Genomic DNA, 15070 nt, shown 5'->3' with positions numbered 1-15070 from the left:
TCCACCCGACAGCCACCGCCCGAGACCACATTCCGACCCTCAAGGGCCACTCCCACACCCCAACCACCCACACCACACCACCCGACAGCCACCGCCCGAGACCACATTCCGACCCTCAAGGGCCACTCCCACACCCCAACCACCCACACCACACCACCCGACAGCCACCGCCGGCGACCACGTTCCCACCCCCTCCACAGGGCTCACCCGCAACCGCCCCAGCCCTCCCCGGCCAACCGGAGGCGGGCCTTGCCTGTCATCAACCGGATATGCCGCCCATCGGTGCTCTGACCTGCTTGCTTCCACAGGCGCCTTCACGGCCCGTAGTTATCCACAGCCATCGCCGAACCCCCTCGGGATCTTGCTCCGGCATGGAACCCTTCCCGCCATGAGGCCACGTGTGAAGCCCGCCCTCCGGCGCATCATCCGCGACAAGCACACACTCCAGTACGGCGCACACCCTCTCCGGGCCGTCATGTTGAGCGGCCTGACCGAGGCCGTCCGTCGATGGATAGAGGGCCTCGACGGCACCCGCGACCTGGAGTGCGTCCTGAGAGACGCGGCCGCCGCCGGCCTGGACGAGATCCGCGCCCGCTCCCTGCTGGATCAACTCGCCGCCCAAGGCGCTCTCCACGACGCCGCCACCAGCCCCGCGCCGATCGCCGACCTCTCCCTGGCCGAACGGGACCGCCTGCGACCGGACCTCGACGCCCTCGACCTCGCCTCGACCGCCCCCGACGGCGCGATCGGCCTCATCGCCCGCCGCCGCGAGCGGCGAGTGCGCGTCTATGGAGCGGGCCGGGTGGGCGCCCAGGTGGCCGCCCTGCTCGCCGCCTCAGGAGTCGGCACCATCCGGATCCTCGACCCGGCCACGGCACGCCCGTGCGACATCACACCGGGAGGCCTGACGTGGGCGGAGGTGGGCCTCCCCCGCGAGGTCGGCGCCGCGACGGTCGCCCGGCGACTCACCTCAGGCGGCCGCACCCCCACGGCGCGGCGCAGTCCGGCCGCCTCCACCGATACCGCACCTCCCGCCCCCTTCCACACCGCCACACCTCAGCCCACCTCCACCGCCCCATCCCAGCCCACCGCCACTGCCACCGCCACTGCCACCGCCCCACCCCAGCCCACCATCGGCACCACCACGGCCCAGCCCACCATCGGCACCGCCCGACCTCAGCCCACCGTCGGCACCACCACGGCCCAGCCCATGTCCACCGCCGCCACCGTCCCACCCCAGCCCACCGCTGGCACCGCCACGGCCCAGTCCATGGCCACCGCCGGCGCCAACCCACCCCAGACCATCGCCACCACCGGCACCGCCGCGCCCCAACCCATCACCACCACCGGCACCAACCCAGCCCAGCCCACCACCCGCGCAAAAGACAACCGCCGCGCCACCGCAAACAGCCGCAGCGCCGAAGGAACTCCGACAGCCCAGCCCGCCCAACCCCAACGCCCGCAAGCCGGGAAAGGTCCTCGCACCACCCGAGCTACGCAAGGCGCCCGCATCCCCCAAACCGAGGAAGACGAGAGCGTGCCGCGGCCGTCCGTCAACGCGATGGCGGGAGGCCCCTACCTCGGGGATCAGTCGGACCGCCCCGACCTCGTCATACTCACACCCGTCGCCCCTCTCGACGGGGTGCTGGTCAACGAGTTGACCGCGCTCGGCATCCCGCACCTCCTGGCCTCGGCCTTCGAAGGGCACGGGACCGTGGGCCCGCTGGTCATCCCGGGGAAGACGGCGTGCCTGCACTGCCTGGACCTGACGCGGCGGGATCGCGACCCGATGTGGCCGATCGTCACCGCCCGGTTGGGCGGATATCCGCCGGGCGAGATCGCCTGCGACGTCACCCTGGCGGCGCTGGTCGCGGCGGCGGTGGCGGGCCATGCGCTCGCCTACCTTGATGGCAGGGAGTCGGCTGTGACCAACGGCACAATGGACGTAACACCTGATTGGCGCTGGAAAAGACGGTCGTGGACCATACATCCGCAATGTCGTTGTATGCGAAACAATCCATATTCGCTAAGAATGGTCATGTCTCCTAACCGCGACTGACGTGCTCAGAGGATGACCATGAAGGGGGGAAGCGGTATCTCGTCGAGGTTCCGCGCATGAGGGTGAGCGATCTTCCGCGCCGTGCTGTCACGCGTTCCGCCAAGCTGGCCGCCCTTCCGCTCGGTTTCGCCGGCCGCGCCGCTCTCGGGCTGGGCAAGCGGCTCGGCGGCAAGTCTGCGGAGATCGTGGCTCAGGAGGTTCAGCAGCGTACGGCCGAGCAGATCTTCAAGGTGCTCGGCGAGCTCAAGGGCGGCGCGATGAAGCTCGGGCAGGCGCTGTCCATCTTCGAGGCGGCGCTGCCGCAGGAGATCGTCGGTCCCTATCGAGCCACGCTGACCAAGCTTCAGGACGCCGCTCCCCCGCTGCCCGTGTCCACCGTCCACAAGGTGCTCACCGAGCAGTTGGGTGACGACTGGCGAGAAAACTTCCTGTCGTTCGACGACCAGCCGACGGCCGCGGCGTCCATCGGCCAGGTGCACAAGGCCGTGTGGCACGACGGCAGGGAGGTGGCCGTCAAGATCCAGTATCCGGGGGCGGGCAAGGCTCTGCTCGGCGACTTCGCGCAGCTGGCGCGGCTGGGCAAACTGTTCGGCGTGCTGCTGCCCGGCCTCGACGTGAAGGCCGTGCTGGCGGAGCTGCGCGAACGGGTCGCGGAGGAGCTCGACTATCTCCGGGAGGCCGAGGCCCAACACGCCTTCGCGCTGGAGTTCAACGATGATCCCGACTTCCACGTCCCCGATGTGGTCGCGGCCAACGAGCTGGTGCTGGTCAGCGAGTGGATGGACGGCACCCCGCTGTCCCGCGTCATCACCGAGGGCACCAAGGAGCAGCGCGACCGGGCGGGATTACTCTTCGTACGCTTCCTCTTCTGCTCCCCCGCGCGGGTCGGGATGCTCCACGCCGACCCGCACCCGGGCAACTTCCGCATGCTGGCCAACGGCAAGCTCGGGGTCCTCGACTTCGGCGCGGTCAACCGCCTGCCCGGGGGCTACCCCAAGGCGTTCGGGCGGCTGACGAGGATCTTCAACGAGGGCGACATGGAGACCGTCACGGCGGGCCTGCGCCGGGAAGGGTTCATCCGCAGCGACATCGAGATCGATCCGGACGCGCTGCGGGCCTTTCTCGCGCCGTACGTGGAGCCGACGGCGGTGGAGGAGTTCACGTTCAGCCGGGAGTGGCTGCAGGCCCAGGCCGCGAGCGTGACGGATCTGCGGCCCACCAACGTGGTCCGCCAGCTCAACCTGCCTGCCTCGTACGTGCTCATCCACCGGGTCCACGCGGCGGGCATCGGCGTCCTGTGCCAGCTGGGCACCACGGCGCGCTTCCGCGACGAGGTGATCCGCTGGGTTCCCGGCTTCGCCGACGATCCCAACGACGAGGCCCTGGCCATCGGTTGATCGTCCCGGCCGTTGAGGCTGATCCGGCGGCTTGTTGGCGGGCCGCAGGAATTTTACTGAACATCAGGTTAACTTCTGACTTCGCTGTGTAATGATACGAGTGCAAGCCGTTACCAACGCGAAAGGATCCACATGCGCCGATCCGCGCGCCTGCTCACCACCTCCGCGGACCCACTCGCTCCCCCACCCCCCATGGCGCGGGTAGCACGAACGCGGTCAGGCAGGCATGAGCTCGCGCACGGTTCGGCGTCATGGTGCCTGAAGTGAGTGCGGCGCCCCGATGTCCGTGACCGATCCGGCTTCCGGAACGGCCCGTCCGGGTCCGTGACCTCCGGCCGGCTCGGTCCACAAGGCCCGTGCATGTGCCCGTGCCATGCTCGGTGATCCCACCGGCGCTGATGGTCAGCACACCCCCTCCAGGGTGCTGAGCCGGCGCCGGTGGGTGAGCAACACGGCACATCCCCCTGGCAGTGTCGAACCGACGCCGAGAGCCGAGCATCAGGGCACATCTTCCGGCAGCGTCGAACTGAGGCCAGGAGCCACGCACCAAGAGATGACTTTCTCGCAGGTCAGGGCACCGGAACCGTTATGGCAATGCGAGGCGCGGCCTGTAGGCGTCACGGGCGACCGTGCCCGCGGACGCTACCTACCGGTGGGTACCGGTGCCCGAGCCCCGGGCCGTCGCCAGGCAGCCGTTACCCGAGCCCCGGCCAGTCACCACGCAGCCGTTACCCGAGCCCCGGGCAATCACCACGCGACCGGCGCCCGAGCCCCGGGCCGTCACCAGGCAACGGGGCCAAGGCGGTCGATGAAGATGCCGGTTGGCCCGTCGGCGTCGATCATCGCGAGCTTGACGATCGGGTCGGTGCCCTCGGTGACCGTCAGCTGGCCGGTGTGATGGTTCATGTCGGTGGCGGCGAACTTGCGGTTGGCGACTTCCCCGGGAGTGACCAGGTTGAATTTGATCTCTGGGAGCGCCTGGGCGTACCGGACGGTGATCATGTTCAGTGCCGCCTTCGACGAGCTGTAGGCGAGCTCGTGCATCTTCGAGGCGGGCTGCTCCGGATCGGTCACGACCGCGAAGGCGCCGACGGCGCTGGACACCATCACCACCCGCGGATTGTCCGCCGCCTGCAGCAAGGGAAGGAACGCGTGCGTGACCCTGATCGGTCCGTACACGTTGGTGTCGTAGACGGAGTGAATCTCGTCAGCCGTCGCGTCCGCAGGTGGGACGACGCTTCCCGGCGCGCCGGCGTTGTTGATCAGCACATCCAGTCGGTCGGTGTGCTCGCGAACGAGCCGTACCGCGTCCTTCACCGACTCGTCCGAGGTCACGTCCAGGGGGACCATGACCACGTTCGCGCCGCCGTCGGTCAGCTTGGCGGCGGCCGCCCGCCCTCGCTCTTCGTCGCGCGAGCCGAGGAAGATCGTCCAGCCCTGCTCCCCGAGCCGCCTGGCCGCCTCAAAACCGAGCCCCTTGTTGGCGCCGGTGATCAGCACTGTGGTCTGTTCCGAGTTCGTCATGCCCTCTGAGACGAGACACCCTGCTGAGCTGTGACACGGTGTGAGCGTCCTCACAATCGGCAGCCCTTTGCGGGCTGGTAGCGGGTATCAGCGTGCCGGCGGGGTGAGGACGTGCCCGAGATGGCCGTACGCACGCGATGTCACTGGCGGGGGTTGCTGTCTCGTCTAGGGGGTGCAGGCAATTCTCTGTCAAGGAGTGGACGATGAACCTCGCGTTGTGGATCGCTGCCGGGCTGCTGGCCGCGGTGGCGGTGAGCGGCGGGATCAGCAAGACGTTCGTGCCCAGGGAGAAGCTGGCTGTGTTCCGTGGTGGGGGATGGACCGCGGACGCCAGCGCCGGCTTCGTCAGGACCCTGGGCGTCCTTGAGCTCCTGGCCGCGGTGGGCTTGATCATGCCCGCCGTGCTCGGCATCGCGCCGGTTCTGGTGGCGGTGACCGCGGTGTGCTGGATCCTGCTGATGGTCGGCGCGATGATCACCCACGGCCGACGTGGGGAAGCCGCGTTCGTGGTGCTGAATCTGATCTATCTCGCGGTTGCGGCGTTCGTCGCGTGGGGCCGCTTCGGTCCTGGGGCCTTCACCGGCTGACAGGCGACGACGCACAGTTTCCGATCTTCTGACCCCGGTCCGCGGAAGGGCCGGTGGTCGTTCACGGAGGGAGATGATCATGCGAGTGTTCGTGGCAGGCGGGAGCGGAGCTGCCTCATCTGGCGGAGCGCGCGGGAGCGAAGCGGCCGACGTGGGTGCCCGTATGGGCGGCCCCGCTGCTGGGTGGGCAGGTGGTGGTGACGATGATGGGCGAGGAGCGCGGCTTGTCCGACGGCAAGGCCAAGCGGGAGCTCGGCCGGCAGTTGCGCTGCCCCTCGTGGCGGCAGGGTTTCAAGGAGGAGTTGGCATGAGCAGGGCCGAGGAGTTTCAGGGGCTGCGGCCGCTGCTGTTCTCGCTCGCCTACCGGATTCTGGGCAGCGTGAGCGAGGCCGAGGACGCGGTTCAGGAGACCTGGCTGCGCTTCGAGGCCACCCCGACCGAGCCCAGGTCGACCAAGGCGTTCCTGTCGGCCACGGTGACCCGGATCTCCATCGATGTGCTGCGCTCGGCCCGCGTCCGGCGGGAGGAGTACGTCGGGCCGTGGCTTCCCGAGCCGCTGCTCGCCGACCCGTACCAGGACCCGGAACGGTCGGCGGAGCTGGCCGACTCGTTGTCGATGGCGGCCTTGCTGCTGCTGGAGCGGCTGTCCCCGCTTGAGCGGGCGGTCTTCGTGCTGCGGGAGGTGTTCGACTTCGGCTTTCTTGAGGTCGCGTCGGCCGTGGGGCGCTCGGAGGCGGCGTGCCGCCAGCTGGCGGTACGGGCGCGGCGCCATATGGCCGCAGGCCGGCCCCGCTTCGAGGCGGATCGCAAAGAGCGGGACGAGCTGGCATCGCGGTTCTTCGATGCCCTCCGCGAAGGCGACGTGGTCGGACTGCAGCACCTGCTGGCTGCCGACGTGTCGATGGTCGGCGACGGCGGCGGGAAGGCCCCGCAACTGGCCAAGGCCGTCGTCGGCGCCCAGAACGTGGCCCGGCTGCTCGCCTCCGCCTTCCCTCGGATGGCTCTGATCGGCGTGACGGGCGAGCCGCACGAGGTCAACGGCCAGCCGGGCGCGATCTTCCGCGACCGGGACGGCAAGGTGCTCCACACCCTGACGCTCGACGTACTCGACGGGCAGATCCAGACGATCCGCGCGGTGATCAACCCCGACAAGCTCGGGCACCTGGGCACGGTGGCGGACGCCTGGGCAGTCGACCGGGAAGTAAGACAGGCACGCCGGCCCACGGAGTAGCCGCGACTTCCGACTGCACGTCGAGTGGGTCGTGAATTGTCAGCCCGCTGTGGATTTCTTGGCTGTGGCGGTCTGAGCCTTGGCCGGCCGGTAGGAGTCGGTGCCGTTCGCGAGGGGCCTTCTTCCCGTGGTGCCGACATCACGGCAGGCGGCCGGGCGCCGCTTCCGCGGTCGTTCAGGTGAGGCCCGCGAGGAGGGCGCGGACGCCTTCGGTGAGTACGCGTTCGCCTTCCTCGCGCGAGTTCAGGAACCAGCCCGGTAGCGGGCTGCGGAGTGAGCAGGTCAGCTCGATGCTGACGATGCCGTGGATCGTGGTCCACACCAGGTACGCCGCACGTATCGGGTCGTTCGACTGGATGAGCCCGGCCTGGGCCGCGGCCGAGGTGGCTTGGGTGAGGAGGTCGAAGGTGAGGTTGAGGGCGTCGTTCCGGCGCTGGGGTGACGGGTCGAAGTCGGGAAGCGGGCGCTCGAACATCAGCGCATAGAGCGCGGGATCCGCCAGCGCGAACTCCCGGTAGCCGCGTGCCACCGCCATGATCCGGGCCAGCGGGTCGGCGTGGCCGTTCAGTGACGAGGTCATGGCGTCGTGGAGGAGGCTGAAGCCGTACTCGTAGATCGCTTCCAAGAGGCCGGAGCGGCTGCCGAAGCAGGTGTAGATGCCCATGGTGGAGGTGCCCGCGACGTCCGCGACACGGCGGAGGGTGAGGTGGAGGGCGCCCTGTTCGCGGAGAACACGCATGGCCGCGTCGAGCAGGCCCTGGCGCAGCGCGCCGAGTTCTTTCGGGGTGCTTACGTCTCTCGGCACGCTCTCACCATATCCGGCGATAACGCGCATCATAACGAGCGTTATCGCTTGATATCACCGAGAGAAAGGGCTCCAGAGATGGGTGTCTACCGGGTCACGGCGGCGGCCGGGTTCGTGTGCGCCGTCCTGCTCGTGGTGAACTCGGCTCGGCGCGCCGGGCTGCTGCCTGAGACGGCGTTCACGCACGCCATCGCGCCGTTCGGGGCGCTGACGGGTCTCCTCGCGATCACCGGCATCTACCTGATCGTTCGGGGTACGGCAGGCGGTCTCGGACTCATCGGGTACGTGCTCAACTCGGCCGGGCTGGCCGGGGCGTTCGCCATCGAGTACATCCTGCACTTCGTCTTTCCCTACCTCGGCGGGGGTACGGTCAGCGAACTGCTGGCGGGGAGCACGGGGCGGGCATTCCTCGTCACGTCGGCCGTGCTGTTGGCGGGGGTGCTGACCTTCAGCGTGGCGGCGATCAGGAGCGGGGCCATGCCTGCGGTCGGGGTGGTGCTCTATGCGGTGGGGATGGTTCCGGGGTCGTTGCGGAGCGTGGTGCCGGTGCCGGTGTACTTGGCCGGGCTCGTGGTGGCGGCGATCGGGGTCGCCTGGATGGCGGCCCGGCTGTGGCGGGCGGAGGAGTTCGTCGCGCATCCGTCACGGACGATGGGTGTAGGGCCGACGACCTGAGCGATCACCGGCGGCGGCTCCGGGGATGCGACACCCGAAGGCGATGGCGTCCGACGGGCCGCGCACTGCGGACGCGGCCTGCGGGGTCCGGGGTTCCGGGGTGCGGGGTCCGGGGTGCGGGGTCCGGGGTGCGGGCGGCGAGGTTCGGGGGCGTAGCTATACGCGGAGAGCCGGGCGCTTCGGGCGCCCGGCTCTCTGAAAAGGGATCTGCGGGGAGATCCTGCGCCGGCGGCAGGATCTCCCCGGTCAGATCTGGCGGCTCAGGGCTTCGCGGAGGCGGTCGTTCGCCCGCTGGACCTTGCGCCGCGCACGCTGCACACGGGTGACGCGCGCGATGAGGCGTTGCTCCTCCGCCTCGCGGTGGAGGGTTTGTATTCGGTCACTCACCAGGTCATGGATGAGATCCGGCACTGCTCGGCTCCTCGTGATCTGAGTGCTCATTGGTTTGTTCGCTTTCTGGTTGAAGGTGCGGTGTTCAGGCAGCGACCGGGTGCTTGCGGGGACGCCCGCGCGGACGCTTACGGGGAACGATCGCTCCCCTGAGGATGAGTTCGCCGCCCCAGACGCCCCACGGCTCCTCGCGCTCGAGCGCGCGGGCCAGGCAGGCCTTCTGGATCGGGCAGCCGCCGCAGAGAGCCTTGGCGAACTCGACGTCCTCCGGCGACTCGGCGAACCACAGGTCAGGGTCGGTACGGCAGGGGATCTTGGCTTCGTCGATCAGGTCCATGATCGTCTTCGCCCCCATCTGCTTTCTCCTTTTGTCAGATCTTTTTGATCTTGGTCGGACACCTCGTAGGTGGTCGGGAATCACGGACAAATAAGTAAGGCCGCGGATCCGTCTGCAGGATCCGCGGCCTGGGGGCTGTATACGCCGGTCAGGTTATGACCGGTGTATCCCTCCAGGGTTGCGGACCCCACAGTCCACCATTGGTGAGCTGGTAAGCCGGCAGTTCGATACGTGCGGTGTAGACAGGAGCAGCTGGCGTGGCAGCGCCGAAGTGGGCGCGCGCGCCGTAGGCGGCGGCCTGGCTACGGGCAGACTTCTCCTGCCGCAGCTTGGTGGGACCGTCAACGAGTCTCACCGAGTCACGGCATGCGGAAGCGAGCCACTGCGTAGCTGCCATCTGAATGCTGATCACGGTGACTCACCTCCACTCTCTGGATCGTCGGAACAGTAGTGTCCGACTCGCTTGACCATGACCCTAAACCGGGAACCCGGGAAGGGGCAACATATTTTCTACCTGCGATTTTGTTACATTGACCGCGCCTGGCGGCCTATTGCACGCGGCGTGTCGACACTATTTCGTCAGGCGGATCATGGCCTCTTGGACGACCGAGACCACGAGCTCGCCCGAGGCAGTGAACATCTCGCCGCGTGCGAGTCCCCGAGCTCCCCCCGACCAGGGGGATTCCTGAGCATAGAGCAACCAGTCGTCGGCCCTGAAGGGGCGGTGGAACCACATGGCGTGGTCCAGCGAGGCGCCGGAGACGTTGGAGGCGCCCCAGGCCATGCCGTGGGCCAGCAGGATCGTGTCGACCAGCGTGAAGTCGGACGCGTACGCGGCCAGCACGACGTGCAGGAGCGGGTCGTCAGGCAGGTCGGCGTGGTAGCGGAACCACACGTTGGTCTCGGCGCTGCGCAGGTCGGGGTTCTTGAACGCCTCCCAGGTGAGCGGCGAGACGTACCTGGCGTCCACCGGGCGGGGGCGCGAGAACCACTCGCGGAGCTCGGGGTGGTCGCCGACCGCCTCGAACATCCGCTCCCGGAACGTGGGGAGCGTCTCGGGGTCGGGCACCTGCGGCATGACGGACGCCTGATGCGTCACGCCCTCCTCGGCGATGTGGAACGACGCCGACATCGTGAAGATCGCCTTGCCGTGCTGGACGGCGACGATCCTGCGGGTGGTGAACGAACGGCCGTCGCGGAGGCGGTCGACGTTGTAGATGATCGGGATGGAGGGGTCGCCCGGGCGGATGAAGTAGGCGTGCAGAGAGTGGACGTGACGGTCCTTCGGCACCGTACGGCCGGCCGCCACGAGGGCCTGGGCCGCCACCTGACCACCGAAGACGCGCTGGATGCGTTCCTCCGGGCTCCGTCCCCGGAAGATGTCGAGCTCGATCTGCTCCAGGTCGAGCAGATCCAGCAGCTCCTTCAGCGCCTCGTTCACGTATCCGTCCCCCTTGGGATCTCGGGTGTTGGGGACAAGTCTGACGTGCCTCTTATATGGGACTAAAGCGGGGCTGTCAGTCGGCGCGACAGAGAGACAGGACGGCCTCGCCGTAGCGGTCCACCTTGATCTTGCCGATGCCCGCTATCGACAGCAGCTCCTGCTCCGTGGAAGGCGCGCGCTCCGCGATGGCCTGGAGGGTCACGTCCGTGAAGACGACGTACGGCGGGACCTTGGCCTCCTTGGCGGTGGCGGTGCGCCAGGCCTTCAGGCGTTCGAGGAGGGCCTCGTCGTAGTCCGCCGGGCACGTGGAGCAGCGCCCCAGCTTCTGCTCGGCGGCCGCCACCAGCGTCTTCGCGCACACCCGGCAGCTCACCGGCGCCGCCACCGCACGCCGCTCGCGAGGGGCGGTCGAGACGCGGGGCGGGGACGCGGAGGAGGCGCGGGAGCCGAGACCGTCGAGGAAACGGGAGGGACGGCGGGTCCTGCGGGCGCCGGGGGCGCGGGCGCCGGCCCAGGAGAGGGAGAGGTGCTCCCGGGCGCGGGTGACGCCCACATAGAGGAGGCGGCGCTCCTCCTCGATCTGCTCCGGGGACTCGGCGTAGATGATCGGGAGCATGCCGTCGGTCAGACCGACCAGGAAGACGGCGTCCCACTCCAGGCCCTTGGCGGCGTGGAGCGAGGCCAGGGTGACGCCCTCCACGGGCGGGGCGTGCTGCTCGGAGGCCCGGCGCTCCAGCTCGGCCACGAACGCGGGCAGGTCGGCGCCCTCGGCCGCCATGTCCTCCGCCAGGTCCGCCAGCGCCTTCAGGGACTCCCACTTCTCCCTGGCCTTGCCGCCGCCCGGCGGGGACGGGGTCAGGCCGATGCCGGTCAGGATGTGGTGGACCTCGGCGGCCAGCGGCTCCCCGGCATAGGCGCGGGCGGCGCCGCGCAGGAGGACGACCGCCTGCCGGACCTCCGGGCGGTCGAAGAAGCGCTCGGCGCCGCGCAGCACGTACGGGATCTCGGCCTTGGACAGGGCCTCCTCGTACGCCTCCGACTGCGAGTTGACGCGGAACAGGATCGCGATCTCCCGCGAGGGCACGCCCTTGTCCAGCAGCTTCCTGATCGCGCGGGCCGCCCCCGCGGCCTCGGCGGGCTCGTCGTCGTAGTCGGAGATGGACGGCTTGGGGCCGTCGGGGCGCTGGGCCACCAGGTCGAGCCGGTGCGGGGATCTGACGATCAGCCGGTTGGCCAGCTCGACCACCTGCGGGGTCGAGCGGTAGTCGCGCACCAGCTTGATGACGGCGGCGTCGGGGTGCTCAACCGCGAAGCCCGTCAGGTAGCGCGGGGTGGCGCCGGTGAAGGAGTAAATCGTCTGGTTGGGGTCGCCGACCACGCAGAGGTCGCCGCGGCCCCCGAGCCAGGTGTCGAGCAGGAGCTTCTGCAGCGGATTGACGTCCTGGTACTCGTCCACCACGAAATAGCGGTACTGCTGGCGGATCTGCCCCGCGACCTCCTTGTGCTCGGTCATCACGGCGGCGGTCAGCTCGAGGATGGTCTCGAAGTCGACCAGGTGGCGTTCGCGCCTGATCTGCTCGTACGCCTCATAAAGGCGCGCGACCTCCTCCGGCGGGACCGGGGGCGTGCGGTGGTATTTCGCCGCGGCCGTCACGTAGTCCTCCGGCCCGATCTGGGTGACCTTGGCCCACTCGAGCTCGGCCGCGATGTCCCGCAACTCCGACCGGTCCGGAGTTTTCCGGACCTGGCGGCAGGCCTCCGCCAGCACCGGGAGCTTGGACTCGATCACCGAGGGCGCCGCGCCGCCGATGACCCTCGGCCAGAAGTACGTGAGCTGCCGCAGCGCCGCCGCGTGGAACGTGCGGGCCTGCACGCCGGGCGCCCCGAGCGCGCGCAGCCGCTGGCGCAGCTCCCCCGCCGCCCGAGTGGTGAACGTCACAGCGAGCACGCTCTGCGCGTCTACCACCCCGCTGCGGACCGCGTGCGCGATGCGATGGGTGATCGCCCTGGTCTTGCCGGTGCCCGCGCCGGCCAGCACACACACCGGACCGCGCACCGCCTCGGCCACCGCGCGCTGCTCGGGGTCGAGACCGGACAGGACGTCATCCATATTGTTCACCCGTACATACTCGCAGGTGTAGCGGACAGCCTCTTTATTCTGGCAACATGCGGGCCGACGTATGTTCATAGCCACCAGATGCAAAGAACCGGTCTCTTCCCTCACAATGGGTCCGACCATCTGCATGGGGGAAAGGAAGGCCGTGCGAACTGCGGTTTTCGCGGGCGTGCTCGCGCTCGCTGCCGTCGTGCTCACACCCGTGGCCGCCAGCGCCAACAAGGAGCCGACGCCCGGCCCCACCGATGTCGTCGACCAGTACGGTCTCGGCGACTTCGCCTCCGAGACCGTCTCGTACGGCCCCCAGGCACGTCAAGCCATGGACGTCTGGTGGACGCCCGACGGCCAGCAGCGCCCCGGCGTCTTCCTGATCCACGGCGGCTGGTGGTCGGGCGGCGACAAGCGCTACATGAAGGAGATCGTCCGCCAGTACGCCGAGCTGGGCTACACGGTCTTCAACCTCAACTACCGGCTCTCCGGCGACGCGGTGTGGCCCGCGCAGCGCTCGGACGCGCTGGCCGCCATCGCGCTGGCCCGCAAGCACGCCGAGCGGTGGGCGTTCGACCCGAGCAACTACGTGGTGGTGGGCTTCTCCGCCGGCGGCCACATCGCGGCGGCCGTGGGCACGTACGGCGACGGCATCTCCGGCCTCAAGGGCGTCGTGGGCCTGTCGCCGATCATCTCGCCGCTGCGCGCCTACTCCGACGGCGAGAAGTCCGACGACCCCAACAAGCGCAAGCTCCGTACGGCCGCCATCCGCCTGGCCGGGGGCTGCGCGCCCAAGGGCAAGTGCTCGCGGGTCTGGGCCAGCATGGAGGTGGCCTGGCACGCCAGCCGCAAGGACGCGCCGATGCTGACCGTGCACTCCAAGGACGAGTTCGTGCCGCCGCTGCAGAGCCAGGTGCTCAAGACGATGCTGGGGCAGGTCGGCGTGCCGGTGACGGTGATCACCCAGCCGGGCATCAACCACAGCAACCCGCTCTATCGCGAGCCCGGGGTGGCCGAGCAGGTGCAGGCCTGGATCGCCGAGCGCATCGGCTGAGCGCCCGAGGCGGGACACCCCCGCCTCAGGAATGAACTTGCACAGTCCGGTTGTTGCAAGGAGCGCCTATTTTCCTGATCTCCGGAGGGATCTCCCGACATGGCGCTCACCGTCTACAGCACCACCTGGTGCGGCCCCTGCAAGCGGCTCAAGTCCCAGCTCACCCGCGAGGGCATCAGCTTCAAGGACATCGACATCGAGCGCGACCCGTCGGCGGCCGAGTTCGTGATGAGCGTCAACAACGGCAACCAGGTGGTGCCGACCGTGGTGATCGACACCCCCGACGGCCGCGTCGTGCGCACGAACCCTTCAGCTCTCGAGGTCAAGGCCCTGCTCGGGGCCGCCTGATCACCAGTCGCCGGTCAGCTCGCCGCCGTACCAGGTCTCGATCAGGCGGCGGGCGATCGACACCGGCGGGGGCAGGCGCAGCTCGCCGGACTCCAGCGCTCGCGCCAGCTCCTCGCGCGAGAACCAGCGGGCCTCGGCGATCTCCTCGGCGTCCGGCGTGAGCTCGGTCGAGATCGCCTCGGCGAAGAAGCCCAGCATGAGGCTGCGCGGGAACGGCCAGGGCTGGCTGCCGAGATAGCGCGGGCGGACGACGGTGACGCCGACCTCCTCCGCCACCTCACGGGCGACGGCGTGCTCCAGCGACTCCCCCGGCTCCACGAACCCCGCCAGGATCGACAGCCGCCCCTCCGGCCACTGCGGGCCGCGGGCGAGCAGGCAGCGGTCGTCCTCGTCGCGGACCAGCATGATCACCGCGGGGTCGACGCGGGGGAAGTGCTGGCTGCCGTCCTGCGGGCAGACGCGGATGTGCCCGCCGGCCCGCACGTCGGTGCGGGTGCCGCAGCGCGGACAGTATTCGTGGGTCGTGTGCCAGGCCTCCAGCGCCACCGCGTAGACCAGCAGGCCGGCGTCGCGGTCGCCGAGCAGGCCCCCGACCTGGCGCAGCCCGGCCGCCACCGGCTCACCCTCGGGCGTGTCGCGCAGGCTCATGGGCACCGTCACGCGCCCGTTGACGTCGCCCCCGGGGCCGCTGGGCAGCGGCGCCGCCACCGCGAAGTAGGCGACACCGTCCTCGACCCCGAGCAGGTAGCGCTCGCCCGGCGGCGCGTCGGCCGGCGCGTAGAGCACCGCCTGCACCGCGTCTCCCGACCGCCGCACCAGCGTGTGACCGTCGTCGATCACCAGCACCCTGGTCGACGGATCGGTCCACGCCTGCTCCAGCCACTGCTCGTTGGCCCGCAGCGCCGAGGATCTGTCGATGGTGCCGCGTGCCAGAAGCAGAGGCCCGATGAGTTGCTCTTCCGCGGTCGTCTCCACAGGCCGTCCCCTCCCGAAATCCCCTGTCATCCTATGACCTCGCAGTTAGCCGGCGATTACGGTATCCGGGCCCCGGGGTGATCTCTCTGGGGCTAAGATCGACGAGTTAGGTTAGCCTTACCTGATCCTTCGGGGGTGCC

15 protein-coding genes are annotated in these 15070 nt (G+C 69.4%); 8 read left to right on the top strand and 7 right to left on the bottom strand.

Annotation, left to right across the window (positions count from 1 at the left end; translation table 11 throughout):
* Positions 1-388 precede the first annotated feature (388 nt).
* Both AB0J87_RS31985 and AB0J87_RS31980 read left to right on the top strand, forming a co-directional pair.
* Positions 389-2059 carry a hypothetical protein gene (locus AB0J87_RS31985; protein ID WP_363971056.1) on the top strand — a complete coding sequence of 557 codons (1671 nt, stop codon included), beginning with the start codon at positions 389-391 and terminating at the stop codon, positions 2057-2059.
* A 62-nt stretch (positions 2060-2121) separates the two neighbouring features.
* Positions 2122-3456: an AarF/UbiB family protein gene (locus AB0J87_RS31980; RefSeq protein ID WP_363971097.1), complete on the top strand. Its 1335-nt coding sequence runs from the start codon at positions 2122-2124 to the stop codon at positions 3454-3456.
* Positions 3457-4236: 780 nt separating this feature from the next.
* On the opposite strand, the gene AB0J87_RS31975 is transcribed toward AB0J87_RS31980, so the two are convergent.
* On the bottom strand, positions 4237-4956 hold the full coding sequence (locus AB0J87_RS31975) for an SDR family NAD(P)-dependent oxidoreductase (RefSeq protein ID WP_363971054.1): 720 nt from the start codon (positions 4954-4956) through the stop codon (positions 4237-4239).
* 227 nt (positions 4957-5183) lie between these two features.
* Between AB0J87_RS31975 and AB0J87_RS31970 the strand changes: the two genes are divergently transcribed.
* From AB0J87_RS31970 to AB0J87_RS31960, 3 genes are all read left to right on the top strand, one after another.
* Positions 5184-5567, top strand: a complete 384-nt coding sequence (locus AB0J87_RS31970; protein WP_363971052.1) for a DoxX family protein — start codon at positions 5184-5186, stop codon at positions 5565-5567.
* Positions 5568-5722: 155 nt separating this feature from the next.
* Positions 5723-5878: a hypothetical protein gene (locus AB0J87_RS31965; RefSeq protein WP_363971050.1), complete on the top strand. Its 156-nt coding sequence runs from the start codon at positions 5723-5725 to the stop codon at positions 5876-5878.
* On the top strand, positions 5875-6798 hold the full coding sequence (locus AB0J87_RS31960; RefSeq protein WP_363971048.1) for an RNA polymerase sigma-70 factor: 924 nt from the start codon (positions 5875-5877) through the stop codon (positions 6796-6798). The genes AB0J87_RS31965 and AB0J87_RS31960 overlap by 4 nt, the downstream gene beginning before the upstream one ends.
* Positions 6799-6973: 175 nt before the next feature.
* Here AB0J87_RS31960 and AB0J87_RS31955 read toward each other — a convergent pair whose 3' ends face one another.
* Positions 6974-7603: a TetR/AcrR family transcriptional regulator gene (locus AB0J87_RS31955; protein WP_363971046.1), complete on the bottom strand. Its 630-nt coding sequence runs from the start codon at positions 7601-7603 to the stop codon at positions 6974-6976.
* A 78-nt stretch (positions 7604-7681) separates the two neighbouring features.
* On the opposite strand from AB0J87_RS31955, the gene AB0J87_RS31950 reads away from it, so the two are divergent.
* Positions 7682-8278 carry a hypothetical protein gene (locus AB0J87_RS31950; RefSeq protein ID WP_363971044.1) on the top strand — a complete coding sequence of 199 codons (597 nt, stop codon included), beginning with the start codon at positions 7682-7684 and terminating at the stop codon, positions 8276-8278.
* 246 nt (positions 8279-8524) lie between these two features.
* Here AB0J87_RS31950 and AB0J87_RS31945 read toward each other — a convergent pair whose 3' ends face one another.
* From AB0J87_RS31945 to AB0J87_RS31930, 4 genes are all read right to left on the bottom strand, one after another.
* Positions 8525-8689 carry a hypothetical protein gene (locus AB0J87_RS31945; protein ID WP_363971042.1) on the bottom strand — a complete coding sequence of 55 codons (165 nt, stop codon included), beginning with the start codon at positions 8687-8689 and terminating at the stop codon, positions 8525-8527.
* 64 nt (positions 8690-8753) lie between these two features.
* Positions 8754-9023, bottom strand: a complete 270-nt coding sequence (locus AB0J87_RS31940; RefSeq protein WP_350725390.1) for a WhiB family transcriptional regulator — start codon at positions 9021-9023, stop codon at positions 8754-8756.
* 553 nt (positions 9024-9576) lie between these two features.
* Positions 9577-10446, bottom strand: coding sequence for an acyl-CoA thioesterase II (tesB, locus tag AB0J87_RS31935; protein WP_363971040.1), 870 nt, complete (start codon positions 10444-10446; stop codon positions 9577-9579).
* Positions 10447-10522: 76 nt separating this feature from the next.
* Positions 10523-12559: an ATP-dependent DNA helicase UvrD2 gene (locus AB0J87_RS31930; protein WP_363971038.1), complete on the bottom strand. Its 2037-nt coding sequence runs from the start codon at positions 12557-12559 to the stop codon at positions 10523-10525.
* 151 nt (positions 12560-12710) lie between these two features.
* On the opposite strand from AB0J87_RS31930, the gene AB0J87_RS31925 reads away from it, so the two are divergent.
* Complete coding sequence (locus AB0J87_RS31925; RefSeq protein ID WP_350725394.1) at positions 12711-13607, top strand: alpha/beta hydrolase; 897 nt, start codon at positions 12711-12713, stop codon at positions 13605-13607.
* Between the two features lie 99 nt (positions 13608-13706).
* Positions 13707-13955 (top strand): mycoredoxin, encoded by a 249-nt coding sequence (locus AB0J87_RS31920; RefSeq protein WP_185068413.1) that lies wholly within the window; start codon positions 13707-13709, stop codon positions 13953-13955.
* Here AB0J87_RS31920 and nudC read toward each other — a convergent pair whose 3' ends face one another.
* On the bottom strand, positions 13956-14930 hold the full coding sequence (nudC, locus tag AB0J87_RS31915) for an NAD(+) diphosphatase (protein WP_363971035.1): 975 nt from the start codon (positions 14928-14930) through the stop codon (positions 13956-13958).
* Positions 14931-15070: the final 140 nt, after the last annotated feature.

The sequence above is a fragment of the Nonomuraea sp. NPDC049625 genome, from assembly GCF_040675285.1.
Taxonomy (GTDB): Bacteria; Actinomycetota; Actinomycetes; order Streptosporangiales; family Streptosporangiaceae; genus Nonomuraea; species Nonomuraea angiospora_A.
The sequence above is the reverse complement of the archived record's forward strand: the minus strand, read 5'-3'. Positions and strand labels throughout refer to the sequence as shown.

Excerpts from the sequence above, each read along its gene's own strand:
- AB0J87_RS31985 (WP_363971056.1), top strand. The coding sequence starts at position 389 with ATGAGGCCACGTGTGAAGCCCGCCCTCCGGCGCATCATCCGCGACAAG.
- AB0J87_RS31970 (WP_363971052.1), top strand. The coding sequence starts at position 5,184 with ATGAACCTCGCGTTGTGGATCGCTGCCGGGCTGCTGGCCGCGGTGGCG.
- AB0J87_RS31960 (WP_363971048.1), top strand. The coding sequence starts at position 5,875 with ATGAGCAGGGCCGAGGAGTTTCAGGGGCTGCGGCCGCTGCTGTTCTCG.
- AB0J87_RS31950 (WP_363971044.1), top strand. The coding sequence starts at position 7,682 with ATGGGTGTCTACCGGGTCACGGCGGCGGCCGGGTTCGTGTGCGCCGTC.
- AB0J87_RS31940 (WP_350725390.1), bottom strand. The coding sequence starts at position 9,023 with ATGGGGGCGAAGACGATCATGGACCTGATCGACGAAGCCAAGATCCCC.
- AB0J87_RS31930 (WP_363971038.1), bottom strand. The coding sequence starts at position 12,559 with ATGGATGACGTCCTGTCCGGTCTCGACCCCGAGCAGCGCGCGGTGGCC.
- AB0J87_RS31920 (WP_185068413.1), top strand. The coding sequence starts at position 13,707 with ATGGCGCTCACCGTCTACAGCACCACCTGGTGCGGCCCCTGCAAGCGG.